This window comes from Xanthomonas euvesicatoria pv. euvesicatoria (assembly GCF_020880415.1).
In the GTDB taxonomy this organism is placed as follows: domain Bacteria; phylum Pseudomonadota; class Gammaproteobacteria; order Xanthomonadales; family Xanthomonadaceae; genus Xanthomonas; species Xanthomonas euvesicatoria.
Map to the genome: position 1 here is coordinate 67066 of NZ_JAJIUJ010000011.1, position 15585 is coordinate 82650.

The following is a 15585-nucleotide window of genomic DNA, read 5'->3' on the forward strand; positions in this document are numbered from 1 at the left end:
ATGGCCGGCGTTTTATTGGTTTGAATCAGGCAGCCTTGGACTTCTTGGCGGCGCGCTTGGTGACGGCCTTGCGCGGCGAGGACTTCTTGGCGGTTGCTTTTTTCGCACCGCCGACCTTGCTGATCAGGAAGTCTTCCACCTTCTTGCCGGCGGCGGTCAACTCGGCCAGCCAGCGCGGCTGCTTGCCACGGCCGGTCCAGGTTTCCTGGGCGTTGGCGGGGTTGCGATACTTCGGCGGCACCTTGCCCAGCTTGCGGCCGGCACGCGGACCCGGCTTGCCGGCACCGGCCGGACGGCCCGGACCGGCACTGGCAGAAGCGCCAAACAATTCTTCGATGGAATAACCCTGGGCTTTTGCAGCGCGGACCAGCTGCGTGCGGACCTTGGCGATCGGCGCGCGCTTGGCAACCACGGTCTGCTGCTTCTTTGCATTTTTGATCAGGGCGCTCAACTGCTTGGCCGACAGGCCACTAAGATCGATCGACATCACTGCTCCGGAAGATGAGAGAAAAAGAATGCCGGTCCATGGCAGCGGTGGCCATCATAAAGTGAGAAAACCGGTGTGACAAATGCGCCGAAATAATTCGGCGCTTTGTGTTCATCCATTTGAAGCCGATACCCGGGGTTTGATCAATGCCCCAGGCGGGAGAATAACGCTGCTTTATCCAGGCTTTCCGCTGCATCGGCGGTACGGGCGCGATATTCAAATGTGCCAGCCGCCAATCCACGTTCCGAGACCACCACCCGATGCGGAATGCCCAGCAGTTCCATATCGGCGAACATGGCGCCCGGGCGCAGTCCGCGATCGTCCAGGGCGGCATCCAGGCCGGCGGCAAGCAATTGGTCCAGCAAGGCCTGTGCGGCGGCGAGCACCTGTGGGTCCTGCTTGGGATTGATCACGCAGACCACCACCTGCCACGGCGCCATCGGCGCGGGCCAGATGATGCCGGCATCGTCGTGGTTCTGTTCGATCGCCGCGGCCACGATGCGCGAAATGCCGATGCCGTAGCAGCCCATCTTCATCACCGCCGCCTTGCCGCCTTCGTCGATGACAGTGGCTTGCAGCGCCTGCGCGTACTGGCTGCCAAGCTGGAACACATGGCCCACCTCGATGCCGCGAGCCAGGCGCAGTTCACCGCCGTCTGCCGCGCGTTCGCCTTCGACCACGTTGCGCACATCGGCCACGGTTTCCGGTTCGGGCAGGTCGCGGCCCCAGTTGACGCCGACCAGGTGGGCGCCGGACACATTCGCGCCGACCACGAAATCGGCCAGTGCGGCGACATCGCGGTCGGCCACCACGCGCACCGGGCGCGCGGTGTTGACCGGGCCCAGGAAGCCCGGCTCGCAGCCGAGGTGTTCGCGGATTTCGCTTTCGTTGGCCAGGCGGTAATCGGCCAGACCGGGCACCTTGGCCAGCTTGATCTCGTTGACCGCGTGGTCGCCACGCACCAGTACCAGCACAAAGCCGGCCTGGGTCATCACCGCCACCGACTTGACCGTGCGCTGCAGCGCGATGCCGAGCAACTGGGCCACGTCTTCGCAGGTCTTCTGGGTGGGCGTTGCCACCTGCTGCATTGCTTCGCTGGCCGCGGCGCGCGGGGCCGGCGGTGCCGCACTGGCGGTTTCCACGTTGGCGGCGTAATCGGAACCGGTGGAGAACGCCAGCGAGTCCTCGCCGGAGTCGGCGATGACGTGGAATTCCTGCGATGCATCGCCGCCGATGGCGCCGGAATCGGCCTGCACGGCGCGAAAATCCAGTCCCAGGCGGGTGAAGATGCGCGTATAGGCGGCGCGCATGTTGTCGTATTCGCGTGCCATGTCCTCGTCAGTGAGATGGAACGAATACGCGTCCTTCATCAGGAACTCGCGCGCACGCATCACGCCGAAGCGCGGGCGGATCTCATCGCGGAATTTGGTCTGGATCTGATAGAAATTCAGCGGCAGCTGCTTGTAGCTGTTGATTTCCTGGCGCGCGAATTCGGCCGCGGCCTCTTCGGCGGTGGGGCTGTAGCAGAACTCCTGTTCCTTGCGGTCCTTGATCTTGAGCAGCTGCCCGCCGAACTTCTCCCAACGCCCGGTAGCGTCCCACAGCTCGCGCGGCTGGATGGTGGGAAACAGCACTTCCACTGCGCCGGCGCGGTTCATCTCTTCGCGCACGATGGCTTCGACCTTGCGCAACACGCGCAGGCCCAGCGGCGACCAGGTGTACAGCCCGGAGGCCAGCTTGCGGATCATGCCCGCGCGCAGCATCAGACGGTGGCTGACCAACTCGGCGTCGGCCGGGGTTTCCTTGGTGGTGTGCAGGTGGAACTGGGAAAGACGCATCGGGCTTCGCTTGGGCGGAAAGCCGCTAGTTTGCCAGCCTCGCGCCCTGCCGGTCATTGCCAGGCGCGCGTTGCCGGTTGTCGCTGGCCGGCGCAGGCCCCTGCGGGGCGGCTCGAGTGGCAGGCTTGCCGGCGCATGTGCGCCGTAGGCCGCGCGGTCGTCCGCATGCATCCATCACCGGTGCCCGGCGCTGGTGCAGCTCCCCGGGCCGCGCTTGCCACCACCTACGCATGTGTTGCCATCGGGTCGGGCGCGCTGGCTCTGCCGGTGGCCGCGGCACCAGGCGCTGAACCGCAGCCCTGCGGCGGGACGGCAACTCCCGTCCCCTGGGAGCTTTTCCCGGCTCAGGTGGCCGGGCCGCCTGGGGCTGCCGGCTTGCAATAGGCCTTGACGGCGGCGTCGGCCAGGTTCCTCTGGGTCGCCCGGGCTTCCTGGTCCAGGACGGCGCCAGGCTTGCTATCGGCGCCGGCCGCCATGGAGACCTCGCCCTTGCCGCTGAGCAGTTCCAGATTGCGGCGCGCGGTGAGGCAGTCGGCCGATTCGGGCGCGGCCGTCTCTGCTGCAGCGATGGCGGCGGTGCCGCTGCGCGCATCGATTCGGCGCGCTTCATAGCGCTGGCCGGTCGGTGGCGGGGTTTCGGTGTAGTGGGTCACGCCCTTGGCGTCCTTCCACTTATAAAGATCGGTCGCGCCGGCGGCGGCGCTGACCAGCATCAACAGGGCGCAAAGCCCGGACGACAGCTGCATGTGGCTTCCCCTGGATGATTCCCGCCGCGATTGCAGCATCCGCAGCGGGCGCTGGCAAGTGATGGGCGCGCAGGGCGCTGAACCAGCCAGCGCGCTACCGCCGGACAGACCTCAGGCCCTACACTTGGCGGATGGATGAGATGAGACCGCCCCCGCGCTCGCGCACGATTTACCTGCTGCCGAACCTGTTCACCACCGCCGGGCTGTTTTCCGGTTTCTACGCCATCATCGCCGCCGCCAATGGACAGTTCGTCCAGGCCGCCATGGCGGTGTTCGTGGCTGCGGTGATGGACGGGCTGGATGGCAGGGTGGCGCGTCTGACCAATACCAGCAGCGAATTCGGTGTGCAGTACGACTCGCTGGCCGATCTGGTCAGCTTCGGCATGGCGCCCGCGCTGGTGATGTACCACTGGTCGCTGTCGGCACTGAAGTACGACAGTAGCGTGATGGGCCGGGTCGGTTGGTCGGCTGCCTTCCTGTATGCGGCCTGCGCGGCGCTGCGGCTGGCGCGCTTCAACACCCAGGTCGGCGTGGTCGACAAACGCTGGTTCATCGGCCTGGCCAGCCCGGCGGCGGCTGGTCTGATGATGTCCTTCGTTTGGGCCTTCGCCGACGACAGCCTGGGCTTCGATGGCGAGCAGCTGCGCTATGTGGCGCTGGCGGTCACGGTGGTGGCGGCGTTGCTGATGGTCAGCCGGATCCGGTTCTGGAGCTTCAAGGGCGGCGCGCGCGGCCCGCGTGCCGACCGCGTGCCGTTCCTGGCGCTGGCGATCGCCACGGTGGTGATTGCGCTGCTGGTGATCGATCTGGCGCGCTCGTTGCTGGTGATCGGGGTTCTGTACGCCTTGTCGGGTCCGTTGATGTGGTTGTGGCGACGCTGGCGGCGCGTGCCCGAGCTGCCATGAGCCGGTTTTCGTGAGCGAGGCGATGAGCGAGCCGATGTGGTCCGATCTGCAGGTGTCCTATCTGCAGGCGTTGGGGCACACCGTGTATCTGGATCGCGCTGCGGTCGATGCATTGCCGGCGCCTGTCGAGGTTGCCGAGCGCGCACCCACGGCCGCACCGACGCGTATGGAACGTGCGCCGTACCCTGCAACGGCCAATGCGCCCGTTGCGCGGCGGAATGCACCGGCGGCACCGGCCCAAGCGCCCCGCGCGCCCAGCACTGCGCCAGCGTCGGCGCCGCAACGGCGCAGCCGTGTCGGCATGCCGGATCGCCTGCAGATGGCCTTGCTGCGCGCGTCCGGCTGCAATCCGGGCGATCCTGCGACCCAGGCCTTGATGGCCTCCTGGCCGCTGGCGGAACTGCGCGGCAATCCGGCCGCCAAGCGTGCGCTGTGGCCGCAGCTGCGCGCGCTGCGTCGGCGCCGGGACCCGGCGTGAGCGCATTGAACGCGCCGCAACCAACCTCGCTGCGCGCCATGCGCGAGAGCGACCTGGATGCGGTGATGGAGATCGAGCTGCGCGCCTATCCATTTCCGTGGACGCGCAACATCTTTCGCGACTGCCTGCAGGCCGGGTACCCCGGCTGGGTGATGGAGCAGGGCGGCCGTGTCATCGGCTATGGCGTGATCAGTATCGCCGCCGACGAGGCGCACGTGCTCAACGTCTGCATCGCACCGGAGGCGCAATCGCAAGGACACGGTCGCGTGTTGCTGCGCGCGCTGATCAAGGGCGCCTGCGATCGCGGTGCGCGGCGCGCGTTCCTGGAAGTGCGCCCGTCCAATCCATCGGCGATCGCGCTGTACCACTCCGAAGGCTTCAACGAAATCGGCCGGCGCCCGCGCTATTACCCATCCCACACCGGGCGCGAAGACGCGTTGGTGATGGCGATCGAATTGTTCTTCGAAGGGTTTTCCTGAGCGCACGCACTCGTCGTTGAGGATGCGGCTGGTTGGCGTCGCTGCGGTGCGCGATTGCTGCGCTGGATGCCGGCGCTGATGGTTTTTCGATTCGATGCTTGCGCTGAGCGGTTGCGTGACGCACCTGCGCATGGCCCGTGTGGCATCACGCTTGCCCAACGGGCTGGTCTTGCGCACTACCACCCGGCTTGATGAGGTCCGCAGCGAAACGGTAGCCCAATTGATTAAGGGCAGCGCTGACCCATGCGTATCAAAACGCGTGGGGTCAACACAATGCTGCGCCTGTGCAATCGATCCCAACGTGGTCATGTGGAATGCCGGCAACACTGCGGCGATGGGTTTGCGCTTCGCGCAGGGCGTTGGCAGATACGTCCGTCTGCGAGGTGGCGAATGTTTCGCCATGGGCCGATAAGCGCTTTTTTCGTTGCGGTGTATGTCCAATGCCGCAGCGCGGCAATGGATTGCAACGACGAGCGCGCCGAAAAATACAGGTATTTGCACGGTGGCGCGCTTTCTCGCGTGGCACCCCGCATGGCGTGACACCCAATCTTGCTGCGTTGCAGTGTCCTTGCGCTGTCTCCGTGTGTCCTGATCGCAGCGTTTTGTCTCTTCTTTTGTGTCTCGCAAGCGTTTGCGTGATTACGCATGCATGTCCGAAAAACGTCTAGATACAAGCGGTTGCAATGCTCCTAGTATCGGTTCCGCGGAATGGAATATTCCACAGCTGAATAATACGTTCCGAGTCTGCTGGGCCAGGGGTGCGCCGCTGCGTGGCGCATCGAACCCATCTGAGGGAGAGATCAAGATGAAGCCGAAATTTTCGACGGCGGCCGCCGCGTCGCTGTTCGTTGGGTCGTTGCTGCTCACCGGCGTTGCCTATGCCGATGCGGCGTTGGAGGTTGCAACCACGGGCTGGGCAACCCAGAACGGCGGCACCAAGGGCGGCTCCAAAGCGGCTGCCGCCAATATCTACACCGTCAAGAATGCCGCCGAGTTGAAAGCTGCATTGAGCGCAAGCGTCGGTAGCAACGGACGCATCATCAAGGTCAGCGGCATCATCGATGTCAGCGAAGGCAAGCCGTACACCAAGACCTCGGACATGAAGTCACGTGCGCGCCTGGATATTCCGACCAAGACCACCTTGATAGGCATCACCAGCAACGCGGAAATCCGCGAAGGCTACATGTACGTCAAGGCCAACGACGTCATCATCCGCAACCTCACCATCGAAAATCCATGGGACCCGGAACCGGTCTGGGACCCGGATGACGGCAGCGCCGGCAACTGGAATGCGGAGTACGACGGCCTGACCGTGGAAGGCGCCAGCAACGTGTGGGTGGACCATGTCACCTTCACCGATGGCCGCAGGACTGACGATCAGAACGGCACCGCAAATGGCCGTCCGAAACAGCACCACGATGGCGCGATGGACATCAAGAAAGGCGCCAATTTCGTCACCGTCTCGTATTCGGCCTTCAAGTCGCACGAGAAGAACAACCTGATCGGCTCCAGCGACAGCGCGTCCAGTACCGACAGCGGCAAGCTCAAGGTCACCATTCATAACACCCTGTTCGAAAACATTTCCGCGCGCGCCCCGCGTGTGCGCTTCGGTCAGGTGCATCTGTACAACAACTACCACGTCGGCAGCACCAGCAATAAGGTCTATCCGTTCTCTTACGCGCATGGCGTGGGCAAGGAGTCGAAGATCTTCTCCGAGCGCAACGTGTTCGAGATCAGCGGTGTCAGCAGCTGCGACAAGATTGCCGCCGACTATGGTGGCAGCGTGTATCGCGATCAGGGTTCCCTGCTCAATGGCAAGGCGCTGTCGTGCTCGTGGAATACCAACATCGGCTGGACCCCGCCCTATACCTACAACCCGCTCTAGGCCGACAAGGTCGCTGCAGACGTCAAGGCCAAGGCAGGCGCCGGCAAGCTCTAACCGCCACTGGTTGCAGGGTTGCAAAGTCAGCGCCGTACGTCGTTGCACAACGCCCGCAGTGATGCGGGCGTTGTGCGTTCCGCGTGGCGATGTGGGGTCTCACGGAAGTAGCGGCGTTGCAACGGGCAGTCGGGAGCTGCTTGCAGCACCCTTAACCTATCCAAGCCTATCCATGATCGCTGGACGCGCTGCAGGTACATCCTTGCCCGTCCCTGCGCGGCGTCCATGCTGCGTCAGCTGCCGTACGCAATGACGGCGCTACGCACTCGCCAAGGCCCTGCAACCGTGCAGGGCACCTGGCGTCACTCAATCCTGCGTGGTGTTATTGCCTGCCTGGCCCGGGGTACAGACCGGCTTCAAGCGCTTGTCCACCAGCTTGCCCATGAGCCGGTCGCTGAGCGGCAGCATGTCGCCATTGAGGCGCCAGTCGTAGATCACGCTGAAGGCCAACACGCGCGCGACATAGTCGCGGGTTTCCTTGTAGCTGATGGTTTCGATCCAGAAGTCCGGCTCGAAATTCGGCCGCTGCGACTGCCAGCGCCCGGTGGGGCCTGGACCTGCGTTGTAGGCGGCAATGGTGAGGTAGGGCAGTACGTAGGTGTTGAGCAACTGGCGCAGATACGCCGTGCCGATGGCGATGTTGGTGTCCGGCTCATAGAGGCTGGTGGCACCCGCATAGCCGGGCAGGGCGATCCCCTTGGCGACGGCCGCGCCAGTGCCAGGCAACACCTGCATCAGGCCCATTGCGTTGGCCGGCGAGCGCGCGCGCGGATTGAAGATGCTTTCGGCACGAATTTCCGCAGCCACCCAGGCTGGGTCGATCGCATTCTTGGCGGCCTCGCGACGAATGCTGTCGTCGTGGTGCAGCGGAAAACGCAACGCATACAGCCGTTGTTCGTCCGGCTGCTTGCCGAGCGCGAACACCGCACGGTCGAACCAGCCGTTGTCGCCGGCAACTTCCACTGCCAGACGGCGCTGGGTGTCGTCGAAGCGGGTGGCGGCATCGTTCCATTCGGCCACGGCCCAACCGGGGCGGTCGATCTGAAATAACGCGATTGCGCGGACCAGGGCCGGGTCGCGCGCAACAGCGGCCTTCGCCTGCGCGCTGTCGTTGGGCTCCCAGGGGCACAGCCGGTAAGGCTGCTGCAGGCGGTCGGCGGCCAGGAATCCGTGGAAGGTCGGCGATTGCGCGGCGGCGCGATACAGCGGCTGGGCCGCCGCAGCAGCGCCGGTCTTTTCGGCCAGGCGGGCTTCGAAGTACTGCCAACGTGAGTCGCTGCGCTGGCTCGCCGGCATCTTGCGAATCGCGGCCAATGCCGCCGGCCAATCGCCGCGCGACATCGCCTCACGTGCACGCCATTCGTGCAGGCGTTCGTCGTAGGACGCGTCCGGTACGGCATTGAGCCGACGCGCCGAGTCCGGCAGGTACGAGGCGACGGTCCACAATGCGATCTGGTACAGCACCTGCCCACGCTGCGCCTGGCTGAAGCCGAGCGCACCGGCAAGTTGCGGTAGCTGCTGCTCGGCAGCGTCGGGATCGCTCTTGGCCAACTTGGCCAGCCCGTCCACCGCGATGCGGCGGCTGCGCTCGGTCTTGGGCCAACCTAGTGCACGCGGGTGGACCTTGTCGAGAAATGCAGCGTAATCGGTGGCCAGGGCCAGATCGGCGGCGGGTAGCCCGCGTGCGGCCGTACGCATGATTGCAGGCTGTTGTGCATCGGCAGCAGCTTCCACACGTTCCCAGCGCAGCGCCGGCGTGAGTTCACCGCGCGATTCTAGCCCGGCAACCACTGCATCGCAAGCATCGGGCAGCGCCTTGCCGTTGCGCCACAGCGTCAGCGCATCGCGGCTCCATTGGGCATCGGCCTTGCCAGTGGCCAGGCGCGCGGTCAGTTGCGCGCAGCGCAGGCCAACGTTGTCGGTGGACTTCCAGTTGGCCAGCAGCGTGTTCCAGTCCTGCCGCCGCGCCACTGCCGGCAACCACGTGCTGCGGAAGCTTTCAGCCACAGGCTGGCCGGCGTAGCGCTGCAAGAATGCTTGCGCCTGCGCGTTGGAGACAGTGTCGATAGTGCGCTTGAGCGTGGCAAATTCCAGCCATCCATACAGCGGATGGCGGCTCAGCGCAGCGAGCTGACCGGCATCGGTCTGGCCGCGCTCTGCGGCCGCGATGGCATCGCGCATTGCAGTCAGCTGCGGGTCGAGGGTTTGCGCGTGCAATGCGGTGCTGCCAAGGCACAGCAGGCCGATGAAAACAGTGGCAAGGCGGGGGGCATAAGTCATGAAGTGATGATACCCAAGCACGCCTGAGCGCCTGAGTGAATGCGCGTCGCTTGCGCGTGATAGTGAGGAAAGTCTTCGCTTGCAAGCGCTATGGGTCGAGCACGCGCGTGCGTGCAGATGACACCTTGTTGCGACCGCTGTCGCGCGGTGCGCTGCTGCACCGCCAGTTGCGATGCGTTAATGTTTCGTTTAAGAATTGGGAAGGACCGCAGGGCACGGGGGCGTGCGGACACTCAAGAATTTTTCTGGAGAGAGAAAGGATGAAGCGTCTGATTGGCCCCCGTCGGTCATGCCTGGCCGTGCAGTTGTCATTGTGTCTGATTCCCACACTGGCCTGGGCGCAACAGCCCGAGGCCGCACCGAACACGCGCACGCTCGACAGCGTGCAGGTCACCGGCACGCGCATCAAGACCGCCGAATTGCAGGGCCAGGTACCGATCCAGACGCTCAATCGTGCCGATATCGAACGCACCGGCCTGACCTCCATCGGCGAAGTGCTGCAGGAGCTCACCGCGTCCGGTTCGGCGCTCAATGCCAAGTTCAATTCGTCCGGCAACTTCGGCTTTCCGCCCGATGGCAGTGGCGTGGGTGCAGGCTCGGCGCAGGTGGATCTGCGCCATCTCGGTTCCAAGCGTGTGCTGGTGTTGGTGGATGGCATTCGTTGGGTCAACGAATCCTCCGCCTCCGGCGTGGGTTCGTCCACCGATCTCAACACCATTCCGCTGGCGATCGTCGAGCGCATCGAAGTGCTCGAAGACGGCGCCTCGTCGCTGTACGGCTCGGATGCGATTGCCGGTGTGGTCAACATCATCACCCGTCGCACGTTCGACGGTGCGCAGGTCACGCTCAACTACGGGCAGTACGGCAAGGGCGATGGCGCCAACCAGGGCATGGATCTGGCCTGGGGTAAGAGCGGAGAGGATTTCAGCCTGTTTTTGGGCGCCAGCTACGTCAAACAGGATCCGATCTATGCGCGCGATCGTGCGCAGGCCCGCTTCCCGATTCCTGGCACCGGGCTGACCTTCGCCAGCTCGGCAACGCCGGATGGCCGCTTCCAGTTCGTCGATCCCAACACCGGCGTGCGCCAGAACCTCACGCCCAATGCCGGCGTGGGCACACCGCAATACGATGGCAGCGGCGGTTGCACGCGCAGCGACGACTATCACTGCTTCGGCACCGCAGACCGCTACAACTTTGCCGAGCAGAACCTGTTGCTGACGCCGTCCGAGCGCAAGGGCGTGTTTGCACAGTTCCGCTATTACTTCAACGACGACGTGCAGTGGTACGTCAAGGCGTTGGGCAACCGGCGCGAATCGACCAACCAGGCCGCACCGGAGCCCATCTTCCTCGGGCCCGATGCCGGTACCGGCAACCCGCTGGCCGACAACATCGTGATCTCCGCGCTCAATCCGTTCAACCCGTTCGGATTCGATCTGGATTCGGCCACCAATCTGATCCAGATCGGTCGCAGGCCGGTGGAAGGCGGGCCGCGGCGTTACGAGCAACAGGTCGATACCCAATATTTCGGCACCGGCCTGGTCGGCACGTTCGAAGGCGCAGGGCGAACCTGGTTCTGGGACGTCAACGGCATGTACAGCAAGAACAAGGCCGAGCAAACCAACTACGGCAGCTACAACCTCTACAACATCAACCTGGCGCTGGGCGACCCGGCTGCCTGCGCGGCCGTGGCCGGCTGCGTGCCGCTGGATATCTTCAGCGGTGCCGGCAGCATCACGCCGGAGATGTTGCGCTGGATCCAACCGGTGGTGCGCGACCGCAGCCAGAACGAATTGAGCCTGTTCACCGCCAATCTCAGCAGCGAGTTGTTCCAGTTGCCCGGCGGTGCGGTGTCGTTCGCCAGCGGTTACGAATACCGCAAGTACGAAGGCTCTTATCAGCCCGATCCGCTCACCGTGGCCGGGCGTTACAACGGCGTGCCCTCCTTACCCACGGCAGGCAGCTACGACGTCAACGAAGCCTATCTCGAACTCAATATTCCGATCTTCGCCAACTCGGCATTGGGCGACAAACTCGATCTGAATATCGCCGGGCGCTATTCGGACTATTCGACATTCGGTGGCGAATTCACGCCCAAGTACGGCCTGCGTTGGCAGGTCACCGATGAGTTCGTGTTGCGCACCAGTTATGCCGAAGGCTTCCGGGCGCCCACCATCGGCGAGTTGTTCGGTTCGGCGGCGCGTGCGGACCTGCAGTTGTCGGATCCGTGCTCGATCGGTCTGGGCGGTACGGCGCCGCGCGGCAGTGCGGCTAGCTGCGCAGCACTCGGTGTGCCTGCCGGTTATCAGCAGGCCAACCAGCAGATCTCGGTCACCACCGGCGGTAACGCGCAACTTGATCCGGAGCGTTCGCGCAGTTTCAGTGCGGGCTTCGTCTTCAGCCCGGGATTTGCTAGCGATGCCAGCTGGTCCGACCGCCTCGACCTGGAGGTGACCTTCTATCGCCATCATGTGGATGGCGCGATCCAGGCGATCAATGCGCAGACGCAGCTGGATCTGTGCGTGGATACGCTGGATGCGTTGTACTGCGATGGCATCGGCCGGGCATCCACCGGCGGCATCAACGCCTTCAATAACCGCTTGACCAACCTGGGCTCGATCAAGACCGACGGCTGGGACGTGGATCTATTCTGGACCTTGCCGCAAACCGCATTCGGGCGCTTCAAACTATCGTGGCAGAACACTTTGGTAGGCCGCTACGAGGCGCTGGGTGCGGCGGGTCAGCGACAGCCGCAAGGGCCTGGCATCGAGGTGGTGGACAGCGCAATTCCGGAGTGGACCAGCAACGCGGTACTGGATTGGTCGCTGGGTAACTGGACGGCTTCGTGGACTGCGCGGCACATTTCCAAGCTCACCGAGCAGTGCGGTGACGCGGTGGAGTTTGCGGTGTGTTCGGATCCGTCGGTGGGAACCAACCGCTTGGATGCGATCACCTATCACGACGCGCAGGTGGGCTATCGCATCGATTGGCTCAAGGGCCTGCAACTCACGGCCGGCTTGAACAACGTCTTCGACAAGGATCCGCCGATCTGCCTGTCGTGCTCCCTCAATGGTTACGACGCATCCACCTACGATATTCCCGGCGGACGCTTCTGGTATGCGCGTGTGGATTTGAAGTTCTAGTCCAACGGCGCCTGGCTGGTGCGATGCGTTGGCAAAAGGGCACTGGCGCTGCGACTTTAATGCAGGGTCGTCGCCCGCCCACCATCGCAGGCGCAGGACACGCCGCAAGTACGTCCTTAGGCTCCTTGGCGGCATCCATGCCGCCAAGGGTTCCGCGACGGTGGGCGGGCAAGGACCAGTCGAGCTGGTCGGTGCGCATGTCTGCAATCAAGACATGACGGACATGCTGATGTAACGGCTGGTCCCGCCAGCGGCGAGGGCACTACGCCCTCGATACGCTAGCAGCTGATCAACCGCTTCAGATCTTCGCGCGCTGCTCGCGCAGGCCGGTGAGCTGCGTGGTCCAGTCGTTCAAGCGCGCACGCTCCTGTTCGACCACGGCGGCCGGTGCGTTCTGCACGAAGGTGGCGCTGCCGAGTTTGCCGTTGCACTTGGCGATCTCGCCTTCCACGCGCTTGATTTCCTTGTCCAGGCGGGTGCGTTCGGCATCCATGTCGACCAAGCCTTCCAATGGCACCAGCAGCGTGAGTTCGCCGACGATGGCGGCGGCCGACGGCGGTGTGTCCTGGCCAGCGTCCAGCCAGTCGATGCGTTCGAGCTTGAGCAGGAACGACAGCTGCGAGGCGAAGCGGGCAACGCGCGGGCGGTCGTCGGCAGTGTCGGCCTGCAGCAGCAGGCGCACCTGCTTGGACGGTGGCACGTTCAATTCGCTGCGCACGCGACGCAGCGCCGACACCATCGACTTGAGCCATTCGACATCGGCTTCAGCGGTGGCATAGCTGCTGGTGTCGACATCGCCGGGCTGCGGGAAGCTCTGCAACGAGATCGTCGCAGTGGTGATGCCCAGGCGCGGCGCGACCTGCTGCCACAACTCTTCGGTGACGAACGGGGTGAGCGGGTGCAACAGACGCAGCAACGACTCCAGCACATACAGCAGCGTGTGGCGCGTGCTGGCGGCCGCGTCGGCGTCCTGGTTGTTGAGCGCCGGCTTGGCCAGCTCCACGAACCAGTCGCAGAACGCGTTCCAGGCGAATTCGTACAACGACTGCGCGAGCAGGTCGAAGCGATAGTTGGCGTAATGCGCGTGGGTTTCAGCGGTGGCCTTGTCCAGGCGCGCCAAAATCCACTTTTCCGCTTCGGTGCGCGGCTGCGGCACGCCGGTAAAGCGTGCGCCTTCGGTGTTCATCAACACGAAGCGCGTGGCGTTCCACAGCTTGTTGCAGAAGTTCTTGTAGCCCTCGGCGCGGCCCAGATCGAACTTGATGTCGCGGCCATGCGTGGCCAGCGCGGCGATGGTGAAGCGCAGCGCATCGGCACCGTGGACGATGATGCCGTCCGGAAATTCCTTGCGCGTGGCTTTTTCGATCTTCTCGGCCATGCGCGGCTGCATCAGGCCATGGGTGCGCTTGGCGACCAGATCCTCGATGCTGATGCCGTCGATGATGTCCAGCGGATCGAGCACGTTGCCCTTGGACTTGGACATCTTCTGGCCTTGCGCATCGCGAATCAGACCGGTGATGTAGACATCGCGGAAAGGCACCTGGCCGGTGAAGCTGTCGGTGGCCATGATCATGCGCGCCACCCAGAAGAAGATGATGTCAAAGCCGGTGACCAGCACCGACGACGGCAGATAACGCGCGAAGCCGCGCTCGGCCATCGCCTGCGCATCCGGCCAGCCCAGCGTGGAGAATGGCCACAGCTGCGAGGAGAACCAGGTTTCCAGCACGTCGCTGTCCTGGTGCAGCGCGACGTCGGCACCCAGGCCGTGTTTGGCGCGCACTTCCGCCTCGTCGTGGCCGACGTAGCACGTGCCGGCCTCGTCGAACCACGCCGGGATGCGATGGCCCCACCACAGCTGGCGGCTGATGCACCAATCCTGGATGTTCTCCATCCAATGGCGATAGGTGTTGATCCAGTTCGGCGGCACGAACTTGATCTGGCCGCTTTCGACCAGCTCCAGTCCGCGCTTTGCCAGCGCATCCATCTTCACGAACCACTGGTCGGTGAGGTAGGGCTCGATGACCTGGCCGGTGCGATCGCCGCGCGGCACCTGCAGCTTGTGCGGTTTGGTTTCGACCAATCGACCTTCGTCTTCCAGATGGGCCAATACGAGCTTGCGTGCTTCGTAGCGGTCCAGGCCGACATAGGCGGATGGAATCGAGTAGGCGAAATGTTGGCCGGTACGCCTGCGTTGGACCTGATTGAGCTCCCGCCAATCAATCCCCTGATCGACGACGGGATATTCATCGTCCGGATACTGCTCGCGTGGATCGATGATCTTCGCATCTACGGTGAAAAGGTTTACCAGGGGAAGATTATGTCGCTCTCCCACCTGGTAATCGTTGAAGTCATGCGCAGGCGTGACCTTGACCACGCCGGTGCCGAAGGCGCGGTCGACATAATCGTCGGTGATCACCGGCACGTGCCGGCCGGTCAGCGGCAACACGATGCGGGCGTCATGCAGCGTGAGATAACGCGCATCTTCCGGGTGCACCATCACCGCGGTATCGCCCAGCATGGTTTCCGGGCGCGTGGTGGCCACCACCAGATAATCGCGGGTTTCGCGCAGCGTCTCGTTGCCGTCGGCGTCGTGCTCGACGTGTTCGTAGCTGACGCCATCGGCCAGCGGGTAACGGATCGACCACAGGAAGCCGTCTTCTTCGACGTTTTCCACTTCCAGATCGGAGATCGCGGTCTTCAGCACCGGGTCCCAGTTGACCAGGCGCTGGCCACGGTAGATCAGGCCCTGCTCGTACCAGCGCACGAACGCTTCGTTGACCGCGGCCGACGGCTGCGGGTCCATGGTGAAGGTGCTGCGCGACCAATCGCTGGAGGTGCCCAGCCGGCGCATCTGGCGCTCGATGGTGTCGCCGGATTCGGCCTTCCACTCCCACACCTTGGCGATGAAGCCCTCGCGCCCCAGCGAATCGCGCGTTTGTCCCTTGCCTTCCAGCGCCAGATTGCGCGAGACCACCATCTCGGTGGCGATCCCGGCATGGTCGGTGCCCACCTGCCACAAGGTGTCGTACCCGCGCATGCGGTGATAGCGCACCAATGCATCCATCAACGTCTGCTGAAACGCGTGGCCCATGTGCAGCGTGCCGGTCACGTTCGGCGGCGGCAGCAGCACGGTGTACGGCTCACCCTTGCCGGACGGCACGAAATAACCGGCTGCCTCCCACTGCGCGTACAGGCGCGATTCGAAGGAAGAGGGGTCGTAGCTGGAGGCGAGGGTGGTCATAGGGGCGCCGGGATTCGTTGTTCGGGATTCGGGATTGGTTGCGTCATGGGGC

The 15585-nt window shown here is 64.2% G+C and carries 10 protein-coding genes; 5 read left to right on the forward strand and 5 right to left on the reverse strand.

Features of this window, described 5'->3' with window-relative positions; all coding sequences use genetic code 11:
* Positions 1 to 25: 25 nt before the first annotated feature.
* The 3 genes from LN450_RS01125 to LN450_RS01135 all read right to left on the reverse strand — a co-directional run bounded on the left by LN450_RS01125 (position 26) and on the right by LN450_RS01135 (position 3071).
* Positions 26 to 487, reverse strand: coding sequence for an H-NS histone family protein (locus LN450_RS01125; protein ID WP_011348600.1), 462 nt, complete (start codon positions 485 to 487; stop codon positions 26 to 28).
* A 143-nt stretch (positions 488 to 630) separates the two neighbouring features.
* A complete protein-coding gene (locus LN450_RS01130; protein ID WP_011348599.1) occupies positions 631 to 2325 on the reverse strand; it encodes a proline--tRNA ligase in 1695 nt (564 codons plus the stop codon).
* Between the two features lie 344 nt (positions 2326 to 2669).
* Positions 2670 to 3071 carry a DUF4124 domain-containing protein gene (locus LN450_RS01135; RefSeq protein WP_011348598.1) on the reverse strand — a complete coding sequence of 134 codons (402 nt, stop codon included), beginning with the start codon at positions 3069 to 3071 and terminating at the stop codon, positions 2670 to 2672.
* 131 nt (positions 3072 to 3202) lie between these two features.
* Here LN450_RS01135 and pssA point away from each other — a divergent pair, with 131 nt between their 5' ends.
* The 4 genes from pssA to LN450_RS01155 all read left to right on the forward strand — a co-directional run bounded on the left by pssA (position 3203) and on the right by LN450_RS01155 (position 6818).
* Positions 3203 to 3976 carry a CDP-diacylglycerol--serine O-phosphatidyltransferase gene (gene pssA / locus LN450_RS01140; protein WP_008576987.1) on the forward strand — a complete coding sequence of 258 codons (774 nt, stop codon included), beginning with the start codon at positions 3203 to 3205 and terminating at the stop codon, positions 3974 to 3976.
* A 22-nt stretch (positions 3977 to 3998) separates the two neighbouring features.
* Positions 3999 to 4454: an alanine acetyltransferase gene (locus LN450_RS01145; protein WP_008576989.1), complete on the forward strand. Its 456-nt coding sequence runs from the start codon at positions 3999 to 4001 to the stop codon at positions 4452 to 4454.
* Positions 4451 to 4933: a ribosomal protein S18-alanine N-acetyltransferase gene (rimI, locus tag LN450_RS01150; protein WP_007964194.1), complete on the forward strand. Its 483-nt coding sequence runs from the start codon at positions 4451 to 4453 to the stop codon at positions 4931 to 4933. The genes LN450_RS01145 and rimI overlap by 4 nt, the downstream gene beginning before the upstream one ends.
* An 805-nt stretch (positions 4934 to 5738) precedes the next feature.
* Complete coding sequence (locus tag LN450_RS01155) at positions 5739 to 6818, forward strand: pectate lyase family protein (protein ID WP_011348597.1); 1080 nt, start codon at positions 5739 to 5741, stop codon at positions 6816 to 6818.
* A 360-nt stretch (positions 6819 to 7178) separates the two neighbouring features.
* Here LN450_RS01155 and LN450_RS01160 read toward each other — a convergent pair whose 3' ends face one another.
* Positions 7179 to 9152, reverse strand: a complete 1974-nt coding sequence (locus LN450_RS01160; protein ID WP_039417230.1) for a transglycosylase SLT domain-containing protein — start codon at positions 9150 to 9152, stop codon at positions 7179 to 7181.
* A gap of 260 nt (positions 9153 to 9412) precedes the next feature.
* On the opposite strand from LN450_RS01160, the gene LN450_RS01165 reads away from it, so the two are divergent.
* Entirely contained in the window at positions 9413 to 12292 is a 2880-nt protein-coding gene (locus LN450_RS01165) for a TonB-dependent receptor (protein WP_011348595.1), read from the forward strand.
* A gap of 298 nt (positions 12293 to 12590) precedes the next feature.
* On the opposite strand, the gene LN450_RS01170 is transcribed toward LN450_RS01165, so the two are convergent.
* Positions 12591 to 15533 (reverse strand): valine--tRNA ligase, encoded by a 2943-nt coding sequence (locus LN450_RS01170; RefSeq protein WP_039417228.1) that lies wholly within the window; start codon positions 15531 to 15533, stop codon positions 12591 to 12593.
* Positions 15534 to 15585 lie beyond the last annotated feature (52 nt).

Bases quoted from the DNA above. Each gene is read 5' to 3' on its own strand.
- LN450_RS01160 (WP_039417230.1), bottom strand. From the start codon at position 9,152: ATGACTTATGCCCCCCGCCTTGCCACTGTTTTCATCGGCCTGCTGTGC.
- LN450_RS01165 (WP_011348595.1), top strand. From the start codon at position 9,413: ATGAAGCGTCTGATTGGCCCCCGTCGGTCATGCCTGGCCGTGCAGTTG.
- LN450_RS01125 (WP_011348600.1), bottom strand. From the start codon at position 487: ATGTCGATCGATCTTAGTGGCCTGTCGGCCAAGCAGTTGAGCGCCCTG.
- LN450_RS01135 (WP_011348598.1), bottom strand. From the start codon at position 3,071: ATGCAGCTGTCGTCCGGGCTTTGCGCCCTGTTGATGCTGGTCAGCGCC.
- LN450_RS01170 (WP_039417228.1), bottom strand. From the start codon at position 15,533: ATGACCACCCTCGCCTCCAGCTACGACCCCTCTTCCTTCGAATCGCGC.
- LN450_RS01130 (WP_011348599.1), bottom strand. From the start codon at position 2,325: ATGCGTCTTTCCCAGTTCCACCTGCACACCACCAAGGAAACCCCGGCC.
- LN450_RS01145 (WP_008576989.1), top strand. From the start codon at position 3,999: ATGAGCGAGCCGATGTGGTCCGATCTGCAGGTGTCCTATCTGCAGGCG.
- LN450_RS01155 (WP_011348597.1), top strand. From the start codon at position 5,739: ATGAAGCCGAAATTTTCGACGGCGGCCGCCGCGTCGCTGTTCGTTGGG.
- pssA (WP_008576987.1), top strand. From the start codon at position 3,203: ATGGATGAGATGAGACCGCCCCCGCGCTCGCGCACGATTTACCTGCTG.